Source organism: Pseudomonas sp. PvP001 (assembly GCF_040546375.1).
GTDB lineage: Bacteria > Pseudomonadota > Gammaproteobacteria > Pseudomonadales > Pseudomonadaceae > Aquipseudomonas > Aquipseudomonas coleopterorum.
Map to the genome: position 1 here is coordinate 1,474,589 of NZ_JBEPNQ010000001.1, position 20,369 is coordinate 1,494,957.

Consider the following 20,369-nt stretch of genomic DNA (forward strand, 5'->3'; position numbering starts at 1 on the left):
TGCGATGTGCCACAGCGTTCCAGTGGCAGGCACCCAAGCCTGCTTCTTTATGCAATGGCAATAAGGAGAAGCGGTATGCAAGTCAACATCAGTGGACACCAACTGGATGTGACCGAACCCCTGCGAACCTACATCGGGGAAAAACTCGAGCGTCTCGAACGCCACTTCGACAAGATCACCAACGTTCAGGTGATCATGGAGGTCGAGAAGCTCAAACAGAAAATCGAAGCCACCCTGCGCATACCCGGTGGCGAGGTGGTTGCCAACGCCGAACATGACGACATGTACGCGGCCATCGATCTGCTTACCGACAAGCTGGATCGCCAACTCAAAAAGCATAAGGAAAAACAGCAGAGTCTGTTGCAAGGCGCGACTGCTCGCTGACACTCCCCACCCATGATCCGATTAGAAACCATCCTGACCCCCGGCCGTTCATGCGTGAACGTGCCGGGCGGCAGCAAGAAGAAAGCACTCGAAGAGATCGCCAACCTGATCGGTCGTGAAGTGCCATCGCTCAACACCCAGACCGTGTTCGAAGCGCTCATTGCCCGTGAAAAACTGGGCTCCACCGGATTTGGTAATGGCATCGCCATACCGCATTGCCGACTCAAAGGCTGCGATACGCCGGTCAGTGCCCTCGTTCACCTGAGCGCGCCGATCGACTACGACGCAATCGATGGCGCTCCCGTCGACCTGCTATTCGTGCTTCTGGTGCCCGAAGCGGCCACCGATGCGCACCTGGAATTGCTCCGCCAGATCGCCAGCATGCTCGATCGCAAGGAAGTGCGCGAAAGACTGCGTTCGGCGCCCAGCAATCAAGCCTTGTACCAAGTGGTACTGGACGAACAGAACGGTCGTTAACCATGCGTTTGATCATCGTCAGTGGTCGCTCAGGCTCAGGCAAGAGCACTGCCCTGGATGTTCTCGAAGACAACGGTTTCTATTGCATCGATAACTTGCCGGCTGGGCTGCTGCCGGAACTGGCCGAGCGTGCGTTGATCCACACCGAACTGGCGCAGCCCCAGGTGGCGGTATCGATCGATGCGCGTAATCTGCCCAGCCATCTGTCACGCTTTCCGCAGTTACTGGCTGAAATGCGCGCCAAGCACATCCAATGCGATGTTCTGTACCTGGACGCCGACGAAGAAACGCTGCTCAAGCGCTTCTCCGAGACCCGACGTCGACACCCGTTGAGCAACAGCAACCGCTCACTGGCCGAAGCCATCCGGGTGGAAAGCGATCTGCTCGGGCCCATCGTCGACCTGGCCGATCTCAAGATCAACACCACCAGCCTCAACCTCTACCAGTTACGCGACGCCATCAAGGTGCGGCTGCTGAACAAGCCCGAGCCGGGCACCGCGTTTCTGGTGGAATCGTTCGGTTTCAAGCGTGGCATGCCGATAGACGCCGACCTGGTGTTCGACGTGCGCTGCCTGCCCAACCCGTACTGGAAGCCGAAATTGCGCGAACAGTCCGGGCTCGATGCGCCGGTCGCCGAATACCTGGCAGCGCAGCCGGACGTCGAAGAGATGTATCAGGACATCGCTGCCTACCTGCTCAAATGGCTGCCCCGCTTCGCTGCCAGCAGCCGCGCCTACGTGACGATCGCCATTGGCTGTACAGGCGGGCATCATCGCTCGGTATACTTGACCGAGCGCCTGGGCCGATTGCTGCAGCAGTCGCTCAAGAACGTCCAGGTTCGCCATCGCGACCTCAGCTGAAAGGATCCCCTGCGCAATGCCCGCCCTCCAAGTAGAAATCATCAACAAGCTCGGCCTGCACGCCCGCGCCGCCGCAAAATTCGTCGGTGTGGCGGGACGCTATCCCTGCCAGGTGCGTGTGGGTCGCACGGCAGAGTCACTGGTCGATGGCAAGAGCATCATGGGTGTGATGATGTTGGCGGCCGGCAAAGGCACCACCATTCACCTGCACACCGAAGGCGAGCAGGATCAGGAAGCGCTGGACGCCATCGTCAAGTTGATCAACGACAAGTTCGACGAAGGCGAGTAAGCCAAGCCAGCGGCCAAGCGTTGGAACCGGGGTGGCGGCTATCGAGCCGTCCACCACCCAGGTACCAGATTCAAGACAGTGCGGTGTCCATGACCATCATCAGACAGAAACCGACACACAGGCCCAGGCTTGCCAGCTTGTGATGGCCGTTGCTGCGTGATTCGGGGATGATTTCGTGGGTCACGACCAGCAGCATCGCACCAGCCGCGAAAGCCAGGCCCAAAGGTAGCAACAGCTCGCCCATACGCACCAGCCAGGCACACAGTACCGCGAAAACCGGCTCCACCAGCCCGGATGCGGCACCGATCAGGAAGGCCTTGTAGCGCGCCATCCCCGCCCCGGCCAGAACCAATGCGATCACCAGCCCCTCGGGCACATCCTGCAAGGCAATGCCCATCGCCAGGCTGTCGGCGTCGTGCATGCCGCCGCCTGCCGAAACGCCGATGGCCATGCCCTCCGGGATGTTGTGAGCGATGATGGCGATCACGAAGATCCAGATACGTGCCGGGATCACTGGCTGTTGCGTGGTGCCCACCAGGTAATCCGGGGTAACGCCGGATACCCTCCTGTCCACCAGGTACAGGCAGAAAGCTCCGGACATGATGCCCAGGCTCATCAGGGCGCCGGCACCCCAGCGCGAGAAGCCGATCGCCGCTGCCGCATCCAAGCCGGGGATGATCAGCGAGAACGCGGTGGCGGCGAGCATCACGCCGGCACCGAAACCCAGCAATGTATCGGCCACCGCGACGGGCATGCTGCGGATGACCAGTACCGGAACCGCGCCCAGGGCGGTGCCCAAGGCGCAGATGGCACCGCCCTCGAGCGCGCGCAGGATGCGCGGTTCGAGGTCGAGCCAGTCCAGCAGCTCGCCCACCAGCAGGGCTGCGCCGGCCAGCAGCAACACCGTGCCCAGTGCCAGACGAAAACGGCGAACACTGGCCAGCGCGAAGGTCTGTGATCCCATGGCCAGACTCAGCTCAACGCGGCTTGGTAGCGCTTCTCGACATTGGCCCAGTCGACCACGTTGTAGAACGCGTTGATGTATTCAGGCCGACGGTTCTGATACTTGAGGTAGTAGGCATGCTCCCAGACATCGAGCCCCAGGATGGGCGTGTTGCCATTCATCAACGGGCTGTCCTGGTTACCGCTGCTCTCCACGACCAGCTTCTTCTCCGGCGTGACGCTGAGCCAGGCCCAGCCGCTGCCGAAGCGACTCAGGGCAGCTTTGGTGAACGCTTCCTTGAAGGCGTCGAACCCGCCCAGTTCGGCATCGATGGCCTGGGCAACGCTGCCTTGGGGCTGACCGCCGCCATTGGGCGACATGACTTCCCAGAACAGGCTGTGGTTGGCATGTCCGCCACCGTGATTGGTAACGGCGCCACGCAGGTTTTCCGGCAGCTGCTTGACCGAGGCCACCAGCTTTTCCACCGGCCATTCGGCGTACTCGGTACCTTCTATGGCGGCGTTGACGTTGGTGATGTAGGTCTGGTGATGCTTGGTGTGGTGGATCTCCATGGTCGCGGCATCGATGTGCGGCTCCAGGGCGTCATAGGCATACGACAGGGCGGGCAAGGTATAGGGCATTTTCAGTGAACTCCGTAGGGAAGGTGATCGGATTGCGTGACCGCTGGCGCGACGTCGATGTCGGCGGCGCCACACAGCAACCGGTGGGTACGGGGGTATTCGCCATGCTGGCGAGTGAAGCCGAGCAGCTCGGCGTAGGTCTTGCCGGCGTGACGCAGGGCCGCATCGCGCAACGCTGGCTGCAGCCGAGGGTCCTGCGTCGCACGCAACAAGCGTTCATGGATGGCGCACAGGTATTCGGCGCTTTCTTCGGGTTGATGCAGCTGCAGATGCAGGTCAGCTAGGTTGTGATGGGAAATGACGCACGCGGCCACCGCTTCGTCGACATCCGCCCAACGCTCGAACAGCACCTGAGCCCACGCCAGGGCTTGCAGGTAGTGCTCGCGCGCATCGATCAGCTCGCCCCGGACAAAGCAGGCGTTGGCCGTCTCCGTGATACGTTTCCAGTGCTGCATGGCGCAGGTCTCCCAGCAGTCGCCGAGCGGTCAGATACCGCCGGCAGTGAGCTTTTCCGGGTCGAGCAGGTCGCTGAGCTGCTCGCGGCTCAGGTCGGTGTGCTCCAGCGCGACGTCGATGATCGGCCGACCTTCCTTGTAGGCTAGCTTGGCAATCTGGGCAGCCTGCTGATATCCGATGATCGGATTGAGTGCGGTCACCAGAATCGGGTTACGCGCGAGCGCTTCCTTGAGCTTGGCCTCATTGACCTTGAACGTCGCGATCGCCTTGTCGCCCAGCAGACGACTGGCATTGGCCATCAGTTCGATGCTGGACAGCAGGTTGTGGGCGATGATCGGCAGCATCACATTGAGCTCGAAATTGCCGGACTGACCGGCGATGGCGATCGCCGCGTCATTGCCGATGACCTGCGCCGCCACCATGGCGGTCGCCTCGGGAATCACTGGGTTGACCTTGCCCGGCATGATCGAGGAACCCGGCTGCAGGGCCTCGAGTTCGATTTCACCCAGGCCGGCCAGTGGCCCGGAGTTCATCCAGCGCAGGTCGTTGGCGATCTTCATCAGGGTGACGGCGGTGCCCTTGAGCTGGCCGGACACGGACACTGCGGTGTCCTGGGAGCCGATCAAGGCGAACAGGTTGTCGCCTTGGGTGAACTCGACACCGGTCAGCTCGCCTAGGTGATGACAGAAACGCCGGGCGAACTCGGGATGCGCGTTGATCCCGGTGCCCACCGCCGTCCCGCCCTGTGCCAACGCCTGCAAGGCAGGCTGCAGCGCTTGCAGGTGGTCGATGTTGGCCTGGATCTGCGCAGCCCAGCCATGCAGCACCTGGCTCATGCGCACCGGCATGGCATCCATCAGGTGCGTGCGGCCGGTCTTGACGAAGACGTGAACCTGCTCGGCCTTGGCCTGGGTGACCTGCACCAGATGCCGCAGCGCAGGCAGCAGTTGTTCGTGCAGGGCCAGGGCGGCGCTCACGTGAATGCTGGTGGGAATGATGTCGTTGCTGCTCTGGCCGCAGTTGACATGGTCGTTGGGATTGACCGGCTCGTCGACAAGGCGCCCCGCCAGGGTCGCGATGACCTCGTTGGCGTTCATGTTGGAGCTGGTGCCGGAGCCGGTCTGGTAGATGTCGACCGGAAAGTGCTGCATGAAGTCGTCGGCCAGTAGCTGCTCGCAGGCACGCACGATGGCATCGCCCTGGCCGGCGCTGATCTGCGCAAGCTCGACGTTCGCCTTGGCGGCGGCGGCCTTGGCCAGGATCAGCGCGCGGATGAACTGGGTCGGCATGCGCTGCCGGCTGATCGGAAAGTTGTCGACGGCCCGCTGGGTCTGGGCGCCATACAAGGCGGCCTCCGGTACCTGCAGTTCGCCCATGCTGTCACGCTCGATACGGGTGTTACTCATCGCAATATCCTTGCAGCAGATCAGTGAGAGGAATCGAAGGCAGCAGCTCGCAGCGCGCCAGTTGGTGGGCGCAGTCCTGCCACTGGCGGACCTGGGCTGGCTGTGCCGCGCAATTGCGCAGGTCACGCAAGGGCCGCCAGGCTTGGTCCAGACACAGGCTGCGCCAATGCCACGGCAGGGCTTGATCGAGGGCTGTGGCGAGCATCAGACGAAAGGTGCCGTGAGCCACGGACCATGAAGAAGTCGGGGTAAAGCGCGCCAGATAGCGGCCTTGGGCGAGGTAGTGTTCGATGAGTCGCGGCTCGTCGGGCGCGAGCGCGCAGCGGATTTGCAGGCCGAGCCAATGCCAGTTTTCGAGATGGGCGAATTCGTGAACGGCAGAACTCATCGGCGCACCTTTTTGCCGGAATGAGTTTTATTATTGATTGATATTGAGAATCAACACAAGCGCCCATGTGGGCACCTGTGCTGCAAACCGTGCCGGCCGCGACGGACCGGCAGTAGGATCAGCTGCCGGCGACCGTCATGCGCTCGATCAGGACCGAGCCTGTGCGAATGTTGCTGCGCAGCTCCAGATCGTTACCCACGGCGACGATCTGTTTGAACATGTCGCGCATATTGCCGGCAATGGTCACTTCCTGAACCGGAAACTGGATCTCGCCATTTTCGACCCAGAATCCGGCAGCACCGCGCGAGTAGTCGCCGGTGACCATGTTCAGGCCGTGGCCCATCAGCTCGGTGACCAGCAAGCCACGTCCCATGCGCCGCAGCAGCGCTTTCTGGTCTTCGTCGCCGTGGGTCACGAACAGGTTGTGCACGCCGCCGGAGTTGGCGGTGCTGGGCAGGCCCAGCTTGCGCCCCGAATAGGTGCTCAGCACATAGGAAACCAGTTCACCGTTCTCCACGAACGGCTTGGCGTAGGTGGCCAGACCATCGCCGTCGAACGCTGCGCTGCCCATGGCACGCATCAGGTGCGGACGCTCGTCCAGGGTCAGCCACTCGGGGAACAGGCGCTGCTCCATCGCCCCTTCCAGGAAGGAGGATTTGCGATACAGGTTGCCACCGGAAACGGCGGCCAGGAAATTGCCGAACAAGCCCCCGGCCAGCTCGGCCGAAAACAGCACCGGTACCTCGCAGGTCGGCACCGGACGCGCGCCCAATCGGGCCGCAGCCCGCTGCGCGGCGCGCTGGCCGATGGCGACGGGATCGGCGAGCAATTCGCCCTGACGATTGACGTCGTACCAATAGTCACGCTGCATCTGCCCGTTGGCTTCGGCGATCATCACGCAGCTCAAGCTGTGCCGGGTCGACGCATAGCCGCCGATGAAACCATGGCTGTTGCCGTACACGCGGCAGCCCTGATGGGTGTTGAGCGTGGTGCCGTCGGCGTTCTTGATCAGGGGTTCGGCATCGAAGGCGGCCGCTTCGCAGGCCAGGGCCTTTTCGATGGCCTGCTCGGGCGTGATGTCCCAGGCGTGGTAAAGGTCGAAGTCCGGCTGCTCGCGCGCCATCAGGGCGGCGTCGGCCAGGCCCGAACTTTCATCTTCGGACGTGTGTTTGGCGATTGCCAGCGCCGCGGCGACGGTTTCGCGAATGGCCTGTGGACCGCTGGCCGAGGTGCTCGCCGAGCCCTTGCGCTGGCCAACGTACAGCGTGATGCCAAAGCCCTGGTCGCGGTTGAATTCGACGGTTTCGACCTCGCGTTGACGCACCGACGTGGACAGGCCCTGCTCCAGCGAAACCGCCACTTCACAGGCACTGGCGCCCTGGCGTTTGGCTTCATCGATGATCTGCTGCACTTGCTCCTGCAGGACGGGCAGTGCCTGCGGGCCGACGCTCTGGGGTGCGTTCATGGTGTTCTCCACTCAAATTCGGGTTTCGGCGCGGGCCGATCTGCGGCCGGGCCAGACAAGCGGCCCCCGACTGGTTATCATGGCGGCGTTTATTTGCGGACGGCCCCCATGGTTGATTCTTACGACGACTCCCTCGACGAGGGAAAAAGCAAAACTCAGGTCAAGCGCGAACTGCATGCGCTGACCGATCTGGGCGAGCGGCTCACCACGCTCAAGCCGGACATGCTCGATCGCCTGCCCCTGACCGACGCTCTGCGGCGGGCACTGGGCGACGCCTCCAAGCACACGGCGCACATCGCGCGCAAACGTCACATCCAGTTCATCGGCAAGCTGATGCGCGACCAGGACGTCGAGGCGATTCTGGTGCTGCTCGATCAACTGGACGCCTCCACCCGGCAGTACAACGAACGTTTCCACAACCTGGAGCGTTGGCGCGATCGGTTGGTCGCAGGCCCGGACCAGGTGCTGGAAGCGTTCTTCGCCGAGTACCCGGAAACCGACCGCCAGCACCTGCGCAACCTGGTTCGCCAGGCCCAGCACGAAACGGCTCACAACAAGCCGCCCGCTACCACGCGCAAGATCTTCAAGTACATCCGCGAGCTGGACGAAACCCAACGCGGCCTGCGCTGACAGGCCCGCGGGCAGGCCGTCCGGCTTGCCCGTCATCCGCTTCAGGCGCCGGTACCGCCCACCGTGATCGCATCGATCTTCAAGGTGGGCTGGCCGACACCGACCGGTACCGACTGGCCATCTTTGCCACAGGTGCCCACGCCACTGTCCAGCGCCAGATCGTTGCCGACCATCGACACCTTGCTCATCGCTTCCGGACCATTGCCGATCAACGTCGCGCCCTTGACTGGCGTGGTGATCTTGCCGTCTTCGATCAGGTAGGCTTCGCTGGTCGAGAAGACGAACTTGCCGCTGGTGATATCCACCTGTCCACCGCCAAGGTTGGCGCAGTAGATGCCTTTCTTCACCGAAGCGATGATCTCGGCCGGATCGCTCTCGCCCGCCAGCATGTAGGTGTTGGTCATGCGCGGCATGGGCAGGTGCGCATAGGATTCGCGACGACCGTTGCCGGTGGCGGCGACGCCCATCAGCCGCGCATTGAGCTTGTCCTGCATGTAGCCCTTGAGCACGCCATTTTCGATCAAGGTGGTGCACTGGGTCGGCGTACCTTCGTCATCGACGCTCAGAGAGCCGCGACGCCCGGCCAGCGTGCCATCGTCGACGATGGTGCACAGGCTTGACGCCACCTTTTCACCGACGCGACCGCTGTAGGCCGAACTGCCCTTTCGGTTGAAATCGCCTTCCAGACCATGCCCGACCGCTTCGTGCAGCAACACGCCAGACCAGCCGGCGCCCATCACCACGGGCATGGTGCCCGCCGGTGCCGCCACCGCTTCGACGTTGACCAGAGCCTGACGTAGCGCCTCGCGGGCATAGCCCATGGCGCGGTCCTCGGCGAGGAAATAGCGGTAGTCGGTACGTCCACCGCCGCCATGGCCACCGCGCTCGCGACGACCGTTGTGCTCGACGATGACACTGACGTTGAAACGCACCAGTGGCCGCACGTCCGCCGCCAGGCTGCCATCAGCGGCCGCGACCAGAATCCGTTCCCAGACCCCGGCCATACTCACGGTGACTTGCTGAATACGGGGGTCCAGTGCGCGGGTGGCGGCATCGACACGCTTGAGCAGGTCGACTTTTTCAGCGCGGGTAAGCACTTCCAGTGGGTTGTCCGGACCGTACAGCTGGCTGACCACCGGACTGCTGAAGGCCTGCACACGGCCATTCTGGCCGGCGCGGGAGATCGAGCGCGCCGCCCGCGCGGCTTGGACCAGCGCATCCTGGGTGATCGCGTTGCTGTAGGCGAAGCCGGTTTTTTCCCCGGACTGGGCGCGTACGCCCACGCCTTGGTCGAGGTTGAAACTGCCTTCCTTGACGATGCCGTCTTCCAGCGCCCAGGACTCGGAAATCTGACCCTGGAAATACAGGTCGGCCGCGTCGATGCCCGGGCCGGCCAACTCGCCCAGCACCGATTGCAGGCTGTCGAGCGTGAGGCCGCCGGGGGCCAGCAGGTGGTCGCTGACGGTGGATAACATCTGGCTCATATTTACTCCGCGCTGTTCGCAGGGCGCGTCGCGCGCTGCGGGATAGGTGCTCGCAGTTCGCTTGGCGGCGCTGCGTCAGTAGGTGCTCGCAGGCCGCGAGGCGGTCTGCGCAAATGGATGCTCGCGAGTCGCCTGGGGCGACGCGCGCAATGCGGGTGTCGGTGACGGATGAACACTACATGCGTCCGCCCCGACACGTTTTCAATACCCGGCCTGGCCCAGCCGTCCGATACACAGACAAGGCAACCGCACCTTCAGCCACCGAAAGGCTTGACCAGGGTCATCTGCGGATCCTTCCACGAACCCTCGATGCGGTACTGCACACTGGCAAAGCGCGCCACGCGGTCGCCGAGCAGCTTGTTCACCACGAACAGGGCGCCGCCGACCACCGGCGCGCCCACCAGGACCGCAGCCAGCGGCAGGCTGTTGGTGATCGGCAAGGCGACCTGCACCTTGGCGTTGACGCCGTCGCGAACCATGTCCAGGGTACCGTCCAGATCGATGTCGGTGCTGGGGCCGCGCAGGGTGATCGGGGTTCGCGTCACGTACACCCCTTCGCTGGCCACCAGCAGGCCCTTGACTCGATCGTAGCTCAAACCCTTGCCCAGCACATCGGAGAAATCCAGGCGCAGGCGGCGACCGATCGCATTGAAGTTGAGCAGACCGAACACGCGCAGGGCCTGGGCACCGCCTTCAACTTCGACGAACTGGCCGTCACGCAGGGTCGCGTCCAGGTTGCCGGAAAAACGCTTGAGCCCCACCCAGGCCGGTGAACCCGGCCAGCGTCCGTCGGCATCCAGGTGGAACGATTCGCTGGTCACGGTGGGCGCGAATTTCCAGGCCTGGAGCACGTCGGCCAGGTTCTTGCCCTGCAGCCGTCCGCGGAACCAGGTGCTGGACGCTCCGGGGGCGCCTTCCCAAGTCGCCGCACCGTGCAGCATCAAGCCCTTGAGCCCCAGGTCGAGGTCATTGAGGGCGACACCCCGGGCGGTCGGGCGCAGCTTCAGCGACCAACTGCCGACCGGTTCTGGACCCTGCAACAGTTGGCGAATCCTGACATTGACCGCCGGTATCTTGCGCGGATCGACATTGGCCAGGGGATCGGGCGTCTCGACCGGGTTGTCCGCCTTGACCGCGTTCGGATCGACCGGCGGCAAGCGCACGGTGTCGAGGTCGACATCGATCGGGGTCGCCTTGCCATCGGGTACATCGACCCTGCCAGTGATTTGCTGGCTGGCCACGGCGAGGTGCCAGGCGCTGCGGCTGCGGTTGAGCTGTACCCGCGCCTGGTCGAGTTGCTGGCCGAACCCCTTGAGCGTGCCGATCTGCAGGTCGACGGCATTGATGATCTGGCTGGCGGTGCCACTCGGATTGCCGCCCGTGTAGTTCTCGGCCTGCTGCTGCCACGGCTCCAGGTCCAGGGTCTGCAACGCGCCACGCACTCGCAGGCCCTGGGTCGCAGGAAGCTGCGGCGTGCCGGCGCCGACCAGCAATTCGCCGCGACCGCTGCCCAGGTCGTTGGGCGGCGCGGCGTAGGCGAAGCTGGCGATGTCGGCGTAGGTAACATCGAAGCGACGCTCACGGCCTTGCAGGTTCATCACAAAGGCCGTGGGACGGGCCACGGAACGCGCTTTGCCAAAGGGTGCGGGCAAATCGATGTCGACGCCCTTGAGGTCGGAGTCGACGCGAAGCTGGCTGTCGCTGCCCAGCTTGAGCTGCAACTGGTAGGCGATATCGCCGGACGCCGGCACGGCCTGCTTGACCTGCAACCAGTCGACCAGGCGTTTCACCGGGATCTGGCTGTCGGCGACGATGCGCGTCAACGGCGCGCCCGGCTTGCCCTCGGCCAGGATCTGCGCCTTGACCGGCTGATCGAAGGCCTGGGCCGTGACGCCCTCGCCACTCAGGCCCTTGTCGAAGTCAAAACGGAATGTCCCGCCCAGTTGACTCAGCGCAAGCTCCGGCGACTTGATCTTCAGACGCGCCACACGGGTACTGAAGTCGACCACCACCTTGGGCTCGTGCCCCTTGACCAGCGGGATGTCGAGTTCCAGCTTGCCCTTGAGCGGGCCCTCGCCTTGCCAGCCAGCGAAGATGTCGGCGGTACCGATTGGGGCGGTCTGCAGGATCTTCAATCCGTCAGCCAGGCCGCCGTCGAAATTGCCGTTCACGAACAAGTGGCTGTCCTGACCGACCGGCACGTGGGGCACGCTGACCGCAACGTCGCTGACCTTGGTGTCGAGAATCTGCCCACGGTCAGCCAGGATGCGCACGTCGCCGTCCTGGATGTAGACATTGCCTGCGACCTTGCGCGCTTCCGGCCAGCCGGGCTGGAAGGCCAGGGTCACGTCATGAACCTTGAAAAACAGGGTAATGCTGCGCGAATGGGCCTCGGCTGCGCTGGCCAGCGAGCCTTGGTACTGGAAGTAACCCTGGTCGACCGCGCCGCGTTTGATCGCCGTACGCAGCCACTGGTCGACCGACGGGCTGAGCACCTTGGGCAGGTATTTGCTGGTGTAGGCGCCATCGCCGTCGACCAGGCCAACCCGCAGGTCCATGTAGGGCTCGGCCTCGTGATGCAACGGCAGGCGAATGAGAAAATCGGCAGCGATCTTGCCCTCCTCGCCCAGCACACGAATGGCCGGCGCGATCAAGGTGAAAGCGTGATCATCGAGCTTGAAGTTCAGCCGGGCGTTGGCCTTGAGGTAATGCCAGGGCTTTTCGAAGATGGGGCTCAGGTGCAGCATGAACTTGTCACTGTCCAGACGCAGTTCGCCTTGGCCAATGTCGCCAATCAAACTGCCACTGACATTATCCGCAGCTGGCGCACCGTAGTAGGCATCGAAGCCGACATTCTCCAGGTTCGCAGCGTAGCTCAGGCGCTCGGCACCCGTGGCCTTGGGACGAACGTCGAGGGAAAGGTTGCGCACCACGCCAGTGAAGTTCAGGCCATTGACGATGGCCGCCACCTGTTTAGGCAGGGGTGCCAGCGCGTCGAGCAGTGGCGTGATCGGGGTCAGGTCGAGACGGTCGGCTTGCACACGCCACTGCTCCTGGCTCGACGGCGTTGCCGCGCGCTGCTGCAGCGCCATATGGCTCTGCCACGGCTTGCCGTCCAGCGTCATGGCGAGGGTCCCCAGGTTCACGTCGAAACCGTCGGTGTTGCGCTGCATCCACGCCTTCAGCGTGAGATCGGCGATGGTGTACGGCTTGTGGTCGCCATAGGCGCCCTTGAACGCCGGCGCATCGAGTTGAACCACGGCTCGCTGGACATTGGCGTCTGCCCAGTCCACCCAAACCTCGCCCCCCGCCTTGAGCTGGTCAAGCTTCCAACCCTGGGTGTAGCGGCTTGGCAGCCACTTTGCCCAGTCGCTCTGCGGCAGATTCGCGTAGGCCTGGGCGCGGCCGTCGCGCCAGTGTTCAGCGCGCACCTGGGCCTTGATGTTCAGCGCCAGCGGCTGGCCGTCGGGCAGGTGCAGGCGCAGGTCCAGACGCTGCCGCTCGTCACCGGTGCGCAGACTCAGGCCGACATAGGTGAGGGTCAGTGGATCGTGCTCGTAGGGTTGCAGGGTCAACTGACTGTCGAGCACCGACAACTGCTCGACCTGTTGCATCTGCTGCAACGTGCGCTGCACGTCGAAGGCCTGATCCGGTTGCTGGGGCACGCCCTTGATCGACCACTTGCCCGTGGCGTCCTCGACGGCGCTGAGCTGTACGCCGCCCAGCTCGAGATGGGCAATGCGCACCGCACGCGCCAACAGGCTGCCCCACAGGTCCGGTACCACCTTGACCTGATCGAGGCGCAACGCGTTGCTGCCCTCGCCCACCTGCACATCATGAATCAGCAGCACTGGCGCCAGACGGTTCCAGCGGCCCTCCAGGCTGCCGATGCGCACCGGCATGCCCAGCGCCTCGCTGGCACGCGCCTCGATCTGCGCGTCGTACTCGGCCACCAAGGGAATCAACTGCCGACCCAGGCTGACATAGAGCGCCAGCAACACCAGCAGCACCGCGCACAGTGCCAGGGCCCAACGGATTACGCCCCCGAGCGCAGCACTCACACGGACCATGCAGGCATGCTCCGGCGATGTACCGTGTCAGCCCTAAAGGTCGAGAATCGTTCCACTGGCCGTTTCAGAGCAGCACCACATCATATTGTTCCTGGGAATACATGGACTCGACCTGGAAGCGAATGGTTCGTCCGATGAACGCTTCCAGTTCGGCCACGTTGCCGGATTCTTCGTCGAGCAGACGGTCGACCACTTTCTGATTGGCCAGCACACGATAGCCTTCGGCCTGATAGGCACGGGCCTCGCGCAGGATCTCGCGAAAAATCTCGTAACACACTGTCTCGGGCGTCTTCAGCTTGCCACGGCCCTGGCAGCAAATGCAGGGTTCGCACAGCACCTGCTCGAGGCTTTCCCGGGTGCGCTTGCGGGTCATCTGCACCAGACCCAGCTCGGTGATACCGATGATGTTGGTCTTGGCGTGGTCGCGTTCCAGCTGCTTCTCCAGGGTGCGCAGAACCTGGCGCTGATGCTCCTCATCTTCCATATCGATGAAGTCGATGATGATGATCCCGCCGATGTTGCGCAGGCGCAGTTGCCGGGCAATGGCGGTGGCCGCTTCCAGATTGGTCTTGAAGATGGTTTCTTCGAGGTTGCGGTGACCGACGAAAGCGCCGGTGTTGACGTCGATGGTGGTCATCGCCTCGGCCGGGTCCACCACCAGATAGCCGCCGGACTTGAGCGGCACCTTGCGGTCCAGGGCGCGCTGGATCTCGTCCTCCACACCGTACAGATCGAAGATCGGCCGCTCGCCGGGATAATGCTCCAGACGGTCGGCGATTTCGGGCATCAGCTCGGCAACGAACTGGGTGGTCTTCTGGAAGGTTTCCCGGGAGTCGATGCGGATCTTCTCGATCTTCGGATTGACCAGGTCGCGCAGGGTGCGCAGGGCCAGGCCCAGGTCTTCGTAGATTTCCGTCGGGGCGCCGACGGTCTGGATCTGCGCGTTGATCTGGTCCCACAGACGGCGCAGATAGCGGATGTCCATGAGGATTTCCTCGGCACCGGCGCCGTCGGCAGCGGTGCGCAGGATGAACCCGCCGACTTCCTGGATCCCTTCTTTCTCGACGCAGTCGGCCACCACCTTCTTCAGGCGTTCACGCTCGTTCTCGTCTTCGATCTTCAGGGAAATGCCGACGTGCCGGGTGCGCGGCATGTACACCAGGTAGCGCGAAGGGATCGACAGCTGGGTGGTCAGGCGTGCGCCCTTGGAACCGATCGGGTCCTTGGTGACCTGCACCACCAGGCTTTGTCCTTCATGGACCAGGGCGCTGATGGTTTCCAGGCTCGAGCCTTCGCGCAGGGAGATTTCCGAGGCATGGATGAACGCGGCGCGGTCCAGGCCGATGTCGATGAAGGCGGCCTGCATGCCGGGCAGCACGCGCACGACCTTGCCCTTGTAGATATTGCCGACGATGCCGCGACGCTGGGTGCGCTCGACATGCACCTCTTGCAGGACACCGTTTTCCACCACGGCCACGCGCGATTCCATCGGCGTGATGTTGATCAGAATCTCTTCGCTCATGGCTGGGTCTCGTTCCTGGTGTCTTTATTGTAGTGGCGATGACGCGCCCGCAAGGCCCTTCTCAGGACGCTTGCCAGCAGGCGATGCCGTTGCGTTGCAGCAGCGCCGCGGTTTCGAACAAACCCAGACCGACGACGGCAGAATAACTGCCTTCGAGCTTTTCTACGAATATTGCACCCAGACCCTGAATGCCATAACCGCCCGCCTTGTCCGCCGGCTCGCCGCTGGCCCAATAGGCACGGGCCTCGGCCTCGTCAATGGGGCGGAAGGTGACCCGCGCCGACGCTGTGCAGGTGTCCATGCGGGCACCGTCGAACAGCGCCACGGTGGTGATCACCTCGTGAGTGCTGCCGGACAACAACGCCAGTATCGCCAAGGCATCGGCCTCGTCGCGCGGCTTGCCGAGAATGTGGCCTTGAGCGATGACCGCCGTGTCTGCGCCCAGCACATGACCGCTGCCTGGCTGCGGCAGCGACTCCCAGCCGGCGCGAGCCTTTTCTTCGGCCATGCGTTGTACGTAGGCAAAGCTGCCTTCACCGGCCTGCGGCGTTTCGTCGATGGGTGCCTTGACCACGGTGAACGGGACGCCGATCTGCGTCAGCAGTTCACGCCGTCGCGGCGAGCTGGAAGCCAGGTACAGGGTAGACATGCGAGGCGTCTCCGCGTCGGGCCGCGCACGGGCCCGTCAGTTGATGCCCAGGCGCTTGCGCAAGCCGCGCAGCAGGTAGCTGACCCACGGCCAGAGCAAAGCGCTCATCAGCGCAGGCAGCAGCAGGGCCAGGGTAGGTTGACGGTTGCCGGTCAAGGCGCTCAGCCACAGCTGGACCAACTGCGCCAGGCCGAAGACCACGAGGATGACCAGGCTCTGCTGCCACATCGGGAAGATGCGCATGCGCTGGGCCAGGGACAGGATGAGAAAGGTGATGAGGCTGAGGATGAGCGCATTCTGCCCAAGCAGCGTGCCGAACAGCACGTCCTGCGCCAGCCCCAGGACCCAGGCGGTGGTCATGCCCACCTTGTGCGGTACCGAGAGCGTCCAGTAGGCCAGCAGCAGGGCCAGCCACAGCGGCCGCAATACTTCCATGAACTGCGGCATCGGCGACACGCAGAGCAACAGGCCGACGACGAAGGTCACCCAGATGACCCAGCCATTGCGCGAGCGAGTACCCACCATTATTGCCTCTCCCGTGTTGTAGCCGGCGCGGACCGCGAAGGCGTCGCCGGGGTGGTGTGCGCGGGGGTGGCGGCCGGTGCTGTGCTGTGCGCGGGTGTGGCGGGTGCAGCGGCAGCCGGCGCCGTGGTTGGCGTGGTCGAAGTGCTGGCTTCGGGTGCCGCGCCTTGGCGATCGGCGGCTTCCTGAGCCTGCGCGGCCTCGGTGGCGCGCTGCTCCGGCGACCGGCTGTCGCTGAACACCAGCAACAGGTAGCGGCTACGGTTCAGGGCGGCGGTCGGCACGGCGCGAACGATGGCGAACGGCTGGCCGGAGTCGTGGATGACTTCCTTGACCGTGGCCACCGGGTAGCCGGCCGGGAAACGCTGACCCAGGCCCGAGCTGACCAGCAGGTCGCCTTCCTTGATGTCGGCGGTATCGGCCACATGGCGCAGTTCCAGGCGTTCGGGATTCCCCGTGCCGCTGGCGATAGCGCGCAGGCCGTTGCGGTTGACCTGCACCGGGATGCTGTGGGTGGTGTCGGTGAGCAGCAGCACACGCGAGGTGTAGGGCATCAGTTCGACCACCTGCCCCATCAGGCCGCGTGCATCGAGCACCGGCTGGCCGAGCACCACGCCGTCGCGTTCGCCCTTGTTGATCAGGATGCGATGGGTGAACGGGTTCGGGTCCATGCCAATCAGCTCGGCGACCTCGACCTTTTCGTTCACCAGCGCCGAGGAGTTGAGCAACTCGCGCAGGCGCACGTTCTGTTCGGTCAGCGCCGCCAGCTTTTGCAGGCGACCCTGCAACAACAGGGCTTCGGTCTTGAGCTTCTCGTTTTCGGCCAACAACTCGGTGCGGCTGCCAAACTGGCTGGCAACGCCTTCATAGAGCCGCTGGGGCAGATCGGTGACCCAATAGGCACGCATCAGCACCAGCGACATTTCGCTGCGCACGGGCTTGAGCAGGGTGAAGCGCGCGTCGACCACCATCAGCGCGACCGACAGCACGACCAGCACCAACAGGCGCACGCCCAGTGAGGGGCCCTTGGTGAAAAGCGGTTTAATAAGCCGCTCCTCCCAGGCAAATGTTCATGTGGTCATTCATGTGACGGCAAACCGGCCCGGATCGAAAGTACAGGACGCATACAGGTAGCATCGAAGACGCTACCTGTAAACGACCCCAGGAATCTTTCCCGCGAAGTTACTCGCTGGAGAGCAGATCCATGGTGTGCTTGTCCATCATTTCCAGGGCACGACCGCCACCACGAGCCACGCACGTGAGCGGGTCTTCGGCGACGATCACCGGCAGGCCGGTTTCCTGGGCCAGCAGCTTGTCGAGGTCGCGCAGCAGCGCGCCACCACCGGTCAGCACCAGGCCGCGCTCGGCGATGTCAGAAGCCAGCTCGGGAGGCGACTGCTCCAGTGCGCTCTTGACCGCCTGCACGATCGTGGCCAGAGACTCCTGCAGAGCCTCGAGCACTTCGTTGGAATTCAGGGTGAAGGCACGTGGCACGCCCTCGGCCAGGTTGCGGCCGCGCACGTCGACTTCACGCACTTCGCCGCCCGGGTAGGCGGTGCCGATTTCCTGCTTGATACGCTCGGCGGTGGATTCGCCGATCAGGCTGCCGTAGTTGCGACGCACGTAGGTGACGATGGCTTCGTCGAAGCGGTCGCCGCCCACGCGGACGGACTCGGCGTAGACCACGCCATTGAGCGAGATAAGGGCGATTTCGGTGGTACCACCGCCGATGTCGACGACCATCGAACCGCGTGCTTCCTCGACCGGCAAACCGGCACCGATGGCGGCCGCCATGGGCTCTTCGATCAGGAACACTTCGCGGGCACCGGCGCCGAGCGCCGATTCACGAATGGCACGACGCTCCACCTGGGTGGACTTGCAAGGCACACAGATCAGCACGCGCGGGCTGGGCTGCAGGAAGCTGTTTTCGTGCACCTTGTTGATGAAATATTGCAGCATCTTTTCGCAGACGCTGAAGTCGGCGATGACGCCGTCCTTCATGGGGCGAATGGCGGCGATGTTGCCGGGGGTACGACCGAGCATGCGCTTGGCTTCGGTACCGACCGCAACGACACTTTTCTGATTACCGTGGGTCCGAATGGCCACAACCGATGGCTCATTCAGAACGATACCGCGCTCACGCACGTAAATAAGGGTGTTGGCAGTGCCCAGGTCGATGGAAAGATCGCTGGAAAACATGCCACGCAGTTTCTTGAACATGGGAAAAGGACCCTAGGCAACGCGTGGGTAAAAAAGTGCGGCAAACTCTAACAACGGCGGGGATTTTGGGCAAGGCGCCAATATGTTAAATTGGCTGTTTTTCCGGGCACGCCTGCACTCGATCGCGGCCATATGACCGCAGAAGTGCGATTGTGTTCCCCAAAACCACGGCTCTGCCGTATTTCATTTTCCACCGGAGACCCCCATGGCGCTTGAACGCTGCGACGTGGAAAAGATCGCTCACCTGGCTCGTCTGGGCCTGAATGACGCCGATCTGCCACGCACCATCGAAGCACTGAACAGCATTCTGGGCCTGGTCGACCAGATGCAAGCGGTCGACACCCGCGGCATCGAACCCCTGGCCCACCCACTGGAAGCCAGCCAGCGGCTGCGCGCCGATCAGGTGACCGAACGCAACCAGCGCGACGCCTACCAGGCCGTCGCGCCGGCGGTCGAGAACGGCCTGTACCTGGTTCCGAAAGTCATCGAGTAAAGGGAAAAGAGCCTGCCATGCATCAACTGACACTGGCCGAGATCGCCCGCGGACTCGCCGACAAGAAATTTTCCGCAGAAGAGTTGACCCGCACCCTGCTGGCGCGCATCGCCCAGCTGGACCCGCAGCTCAACAGCTTCATCACCGTCACCCCCGAGCACGCCATCGCCCAGGCGCAGGCCGCCGATGCGCGCCGCGCCAACGGTGAAAGCGGTGCCCTGCTGGGCGTGCCGCTGGCCCACAAGGATCTGTTCTGCACCCAGGGCATCCGCACCAGCTGCGGGTCCAGGATGCTGGACAACTTCGAGGCGCCCTACGACGCCACCGTGGTGGCCAAGCTCAATGCGGCCGGCGCGGTCACTCTGGGCAAGCTGAACATGGACGAATTCGCCATGGGCTCGGCCAACGAGAACAGCCACTACGGCGCGGTGAAGAACCCCTGGAACCTGGCGCACGTGCCCGGTGGCTCGTCGGGCGGTTCGGCTGCGGCCGTGGCCGCGCGTCTGCTGCCAGTGGCCACCGGCACCGACACCGGCGGCTCGATTCGCCAACCCGCCGCCTTCACCAACCTCACCGGCATCAAACCGACCTACGGTCGGGTGTCGCGCTGGGGCATGATCGCCTACGCCTCCAGCCTCGATCAGGCCGGCGTGCTGGCACGCAACGCCGAAGACTGCGCCCTGCTCCTGCAAGGCATGGCGGGCTTCGATCCGCAGGACTCCACCAGCATCGATGAGCCGGTCCCGGACTACAGCGCCACCCTGGGCGACTCTCTGCAGGGTCTGCGCATCGGTGTGCCCAAGGAATACTTCGGTGTCGGCCTCGACCCGCGAATCGCCGAACGGGTGCAGGAAAGCATCCAGGCGCTGGAAAAACTCGGCGCGGTGATCAAGCACATCAGCCTGCCGAACATGCAGCAGGCGATCGCCGCCTACTACGTGATCGCGCCGGCCGAAGCGTCCTCGAACCTGTCGCGCTTCGATGGCGTGCGCTTCGGCTACCGCTGCGAGAACCCCAAGGATCTGACCGATCTGTACAAGCGTTCGCGCGCCGAAGGCTTCGGGGCGGAAGTGCAGCGTCGCATCATGGTCGGTGCCTATGCCCTGTCGGCCGGCTACTACGACGCCTATTACCTGCAGGCGCAGAAGATTCGCCGCCTGATCAAGAACGATTTCATGGCCGCCTTCGAAGACGTCGACATGATCCTCAGCCCGACCACGCCAAACCCGGCCTGGAAACTGGGGGCCAAGAACGCCGATCCGGTGGCCGCCTACCTGGAAGACATCTACACGATCACCGCCAACCTGGCCGGCCTGCCCGGCCTGTCGATGCCGGCCGGTTTCGTCGATGGTCTGCCGGTCGGCGTGCAACTGCTGGCCCCTTACTTCCAGGAAGGCCGCCTGCTCAACGTGGCGCACCAGTACCAGCAAGTCACCGACTGGCACACTCGCGCGCCTGAAGGCTTCTAAG

The 20,369-nt window shown here is 63.8% G+C and carries 20 protein-coding genes; 7 read left to right on the forward strand and 13 right to left on the reverse strand.

Features of this window, described 5'->3' with window-relative positions; all coding sequences use genetic code 11:
• Positions 1-75 precede the first annotated feature (75 nt).
• Genes hpf through ABMD26_RS06770 form a run of 4 tightly spaced genes read left to right on the forward strand, consistent with a single transcriptional unit; the run spans position 76 to position 2,010 of the window.
• Positions 76-384 carry a ribosome hibernation-promoting factor, HPF/YfiA family gene (gene hpf, locus ABMD26_RS06755; RefSeq protein ID WP_049860579.1) on the forward strand — a complete coding sequence of 103 codons (309 nt, stop codon included), beginning with the start codon at positions 76-78 and terminating at the stop codon, positions 382-384.
• A gap of 12 nt (positions 385-396) precedes the next feature.
• Positions 397-861, forward strand: a complete 465-nt coding sequence (gene ptsN / locus ABMD26_RS06760) for a PTS IIA-like nitrogen regulatory protein PtsN (protein ID WP_122741458.1) — start codon at positions 397-399, stop codon at positions 859-861.
• Between the two features lie 2 nt (positions 862-863).
• On the forward strand, positions 864-1,721 hold the full coding sequence (gene rapZ, locus ABMD26_RS06765; RefSeq protein WP_354308705.1) for an RNase adapter RapZ: 858 nt from the start codon (positions 864-866) through the stop codon (positions 1,719-1,721).
• Positions 1,722-1,737: 16 nt separating this feature from the next.
• Entirely contained in the window at positions 1,738-2,010 is a 273-nt protein-coding gene (locus ABMD26_RS06770; protein WP_134722527.1) for an HPr family phosphocarrier protein, read from the forward strand.
• Positions 2,011-2,080: 70 nt separating this feature from the next.
• Here ABMD26_RS06770 and ABMD26_RS06775 read toward each other — a convergent pair whose 3' ends face one another.
• The 6 genes from ABMD26_RS06775 to pmbA form a co-directional block, all read right to left on the reverse strand.
• Positions 2,081-2,974, reverse strand: coding sequence for a ZIP family metal transporter (locus ABMD26_RS06775; protein WP_049860575.1), 894 nt, complete (start codon positions 2,972-2,974; stop codon positions 2,081-2,083).
• Between the two features lie 8 nt (positions 2,975-2,982).
• A complete protein-coding gene (locus ABMD26_RS06780; RefSeq protein WP_049860574.1) occupies positions 2,983-3,594 on the reverse strand; it encodes a superoxide dismutase in 612 nt (203 codons plus the stop codon).
• A 2-nt stretch (positions 3,595-3,596) separates the two neighbouring features.
• Positions 3,597-4,049 (reverse strand): DUF2753 family protein, encoded by a 453-nt coding sequence (locus tag ABMD26_RS06785; protein ID WP_134722526.1) that lies wholly within the window; start codon positions 4,047-4,049, stop codon positions 3,597-3,599.
• Positions 4,050-4,079: 30 nt separating this feature from the next.
• The gene (locus ABMD26_RS06790; RefSeq protein ID WP_122741453.1) at positions 4,080-5,456 is read right to left on the reverse strand and encodes a class II fumarate hydratase; all 1,377 of its coding nucleotides are present in this window, start codon (positions 5,454-5,456) and stop codon (positions 4,080-4,082) included.
• Positions 5,449-5,844, reverse strand: a complete 396-nt coding sequence (locus tag ABMD26_RS06795; protein WP_043186681.1) for a hypothetical protein — start codon at positions 5,842-5,844, stop codon at positions 5,449-5,451. Before ABMD26_RS06795 ends, ABMD26_RS06790 begins: the two co-directional genes overlap by 8 nt.
• Before the next feature lie 118 nt (positions 5,845-5,962).
• Positions 5,963-7,309 carry a metalloprotease PmbA gene (gene pmbA / locus ABMD26_RS06800; RefSeq protein ID WP_354308709.1) on the reverse strand — a complete coding sequence of 449 codons (1,347 nt, stop codon included), beginning with the start codon at positions 7,307-7,309 and terminating at the stop codon, positions 5,963-5,965.
• Between the two features lie 108 nt (positions 7,310-7,417).
• Between pmbA and yjgA the strand changes: the two genes are divergently transcribed.
• Positions 7,418-7,939: a ribosome biogenesis factor YjgA gene (yjgA, locus tag ABMD26_RS06805; RefSeq protein WP_090356475.1), complete on the forward strand. Its 522-nt coding sequence runs from the start codon at positions 7,418-7,420 to the stop codon at positions 7,937-7,939.
• A gap of 41 nt (positions 7,940-7,980) precedes the next feature.
• Here yjgA and tldD read toward each other — a convergent pair whose 3' ends face one another.
• The 7 genes from tldD to mreB form a co-directional block, all read right to left on the reverse strand.
• A complete protein-coding gene (gene tldD / locus ABMD26_RS06810) occupies positions 7,981-9,423 on the reverse strand; it encodes a metalloprotease TldD (RefSeq protein ID WP_049860568.1) in 1,443 nt (480 codons plus the stop codon).
• Between the two features lie 254 nt (positions 9,424-9,677).
• Positions 9,678-13,493: a YhdP family protein gene (locus ABMD26_RS06815; protein WP_354308712.1), complete on the reverse strand. Its 3,816-nt coding sequence runs from the start codon at positions 13,491-13,493 to the stop codon at positions 9,678-9,680.
• Positions 13,494-13,557: 64 nt separating this feature from the next.
• Complete coding sequence (gene rng, locus ABMD26_RS06820) at positions 13,558-15,015, reverse strand: ribonuclease G (protein WP_134722520.1); 1,458 nt, start codon at positions 15,013-15,015, stop codon at positions 13,558-13,560.
• A gap of 61 nt (positions 15,016-15,076) precedes the next feature.
• Positions 15,077-15,664, reverse strand: coding sequence for a Maf family protein (locus tag ABMD26_RS06825; RefSeq protein ID WP_192065130.1), 588 nt, complete (start codon positions 15,662-15,664; stop codon positions 15,077-15,079).
• Positions 15,665-15,700: 36 nt separating this feature from the next.
• On the reverse strand, positions 15,701-16,189 hold the full coding sequence (gene mreD / locus ABMD26_RS06830) for a rod shape-determining protein MreD (RefSeq protein WP_049860564.1): 489 nt from the start codon (positions 16,187-16,189) through the stop codon (positions 15,701-15,703).
• Positions 16,189-17,202: a rod shape-determining protein MreC gene (mreC, locus tag ABMD26_RS06835; protein WP_502948333.1), complete on the reverse strand. Its 1,014-nt coding sequence runs from the start codon at positions 17,200-17,202 to the stop codon at positions 16,189-16,191. The genes mreD and mreC overlap by 1 nt, the downstream gene beginning before the upstream one ends.
• A 166-nt stretch (positions 17,203-17,368) precedes the next feature.
• Positions 17,369-18,406, reverse strand: a complete 1,038-nt coding sequence (gene mreB, locus ABMD26_RS06840; protein ID WP_008371426.1) for a rod shape-determining protein MreB — start codon at positions 18,404-18,406, stop codon at positions 17,369-17,371.
• A 205-nt stretch (positions 18,407-18,611) separates the two neighbouring features.
• On the opposite strand from mreB, the gene gatC reads away from it, so the two are divergent.
• Positions 18,612-18,899 (forward strand): Asp-tRNA(Asn)/Glu-tRNA(Gln) amidotransferase subunit GatC, encoded by a 288-nt coding sequence (gene gatC, locus ABMD26_RS06845; protein WP_122741448.1) that lies wholly within the window; start codon positions 18,612-18,614, stop codon positions 18,897-18,899.
• A gap of 17 nt (positions 18,900-18,916) precedes the next feature.
• Positions 18,917-20,368, forward strand: coding sequence for an Asp-tRNA(Asn)/Glu-tRNA(Gln) amidotransferase subunit GatA (gene gatA / locus ABMD26_RS06850; RefSeq protein ID WP_354308718.1), 1,452 nt, complete (start codon positions 18,917-18,919; stop codon positions 20,366-20,368).
• Position 20,369: the final 1 nt, after the last annotated feature.

What these genes read in the sequence shown, in the direction of transcription:
- mreD (WP_049860564.1), bottom strand. Translation starts at nt 16,189, where the DNA reads ATGGTGGGTACTCGCTCGCGCAATGGCTGGGTCATCTGGGTGACCTTC.
- ABMD26_RS06780 (WP_049860574.1), bottom strand. Translation starts at nt 3,594, where the DNA reads ATGCCCTATACCTTGCCCGCCCTGTCGTATGCCTATGACGCCCTGGAG.
- gatC (WP_122741448.1), top strand. Translation starts at nt 18,612, where the DNA reads ATGGCGCTTGAACGCTGCGACGTGGAAAAGATCGCTCACCTGGCTCGT.
- hpf (WP_049860579.1), top strand. Translation starts at nt 76, where the DNA reads ATGCAAGTCAACATCAGTGGACACCAACTGGATGTGACCGAACCCCTG.
- rng (WP_134722520.1), bottom strand. Translation starts at nt 15,015, where the DNA reads ATGAGCGAAGAGATTCTGATCAACATCACGCCGATGGAATCGCGCGTG.
- gatA (WP_354308718.1), top strand. Translation starts at nt 18,917, where the DNA reads ATGCATCAACTGACACTGGCCGAGATCGCCCGCGGACTCGCCGACAAG.
- yjgA (WP_090356475.1), top strand. Translation starts at nt 7,418, where the DNA reads ATGGTTGATTCTTACGACGACTCCCTCGACGAGGGAAAAAGCAAAACT.
- ABMD26_RS06825 (WP_192065130.1), bottom strand. Translation starts at nt 15,664, where the DNA reads ATGTCTACCCTGTACCTGGCTTCCAGCTCGCCGCGACGGCGTGAACTG.
- ABMD26_RS06785 (WP_134722526.1), bottom strand. Translation starts at nt 4,049, where the DNA reads ATGCAGCACTGGAAACGTATCACGGAGACGGCCAACGCCTGCTTTGTC.
- tldD (WP_049860568.1), bottom strand. Translation starts at nt 9,423, where the DNA reads ATGAGCCAGATGTTATCCACCGTCAGCGACCACCTGCTGGCCCCCGGC.
- rapZ (WP_354308705.1), top strand. Translation starts at nt 864, where the DNA reads ATGCGTTTGATCATCGTCAGTGGTCGCTCAGGCTCAGGCAAGAGCACT.
- ABMD26_RS06795 (WP_043186681.1), bottom strand. Translation starts at nt 5,844, where the DNA reads ATGAGTTCTGCCGTTCACGAATTCGCCCATCTCGAAAACTGGCATTGG.
- ptsN (WP_122741458.1), top strand. Translation starts at nt 397, where the DNA reads ATGATCCGATTAGAAACCATCCTGACCCCCGGCCGTTCATGCGTGAAC.
- ABMD26_RS06770 (WP_134722527.1), top strand. Translation starts at nt 1,738, where the DNA reads ATGCCCGCCCTCCAAGTAGAAATCATCAACAAGCTCGGCCTGCACGCC.
- mreB (WP_008371426.1), bottom strand. Translation starts at nt 18,406, where the DNA reads ATGTTCAAGAAACTGCGTGGCATGTTTTCCAGCGATCTTTCCATCGAC.
- ABMD26_RS06790 (WP_122741453.1), bottom strand. Translation starts at nt 5,456, where the DNA reads ATGAGTAACACCCGTATCGAGCGTGACAGCATGGGCGAACTGCAGGTA.
- ABMD26_RS06775 (WP_049860575.1), bottom strand. Translation starts at nt 2,974, where the DNA reads ATGGGATCACAGACCTTCGCGCTGGCCAGTGTTCGCCGTTTTCGTCTG.
- pmbA (WP_354308709.1), bottom strand. Translation starts at nt 7,309, where the DNA reads ATGAACGCACCCCAGAGCGTCGGCCCGCAGGCACTGCCCGTCCTGCAG.
- ABMD26_RS06815 (WP_354308712.1), bottom strand. Translation starts at nt 13,493, where the DNA reads ATGGTCCGTGTGAGTGCTGCGCTCGGGGGCGTAATCCGTTGGGCCCTG.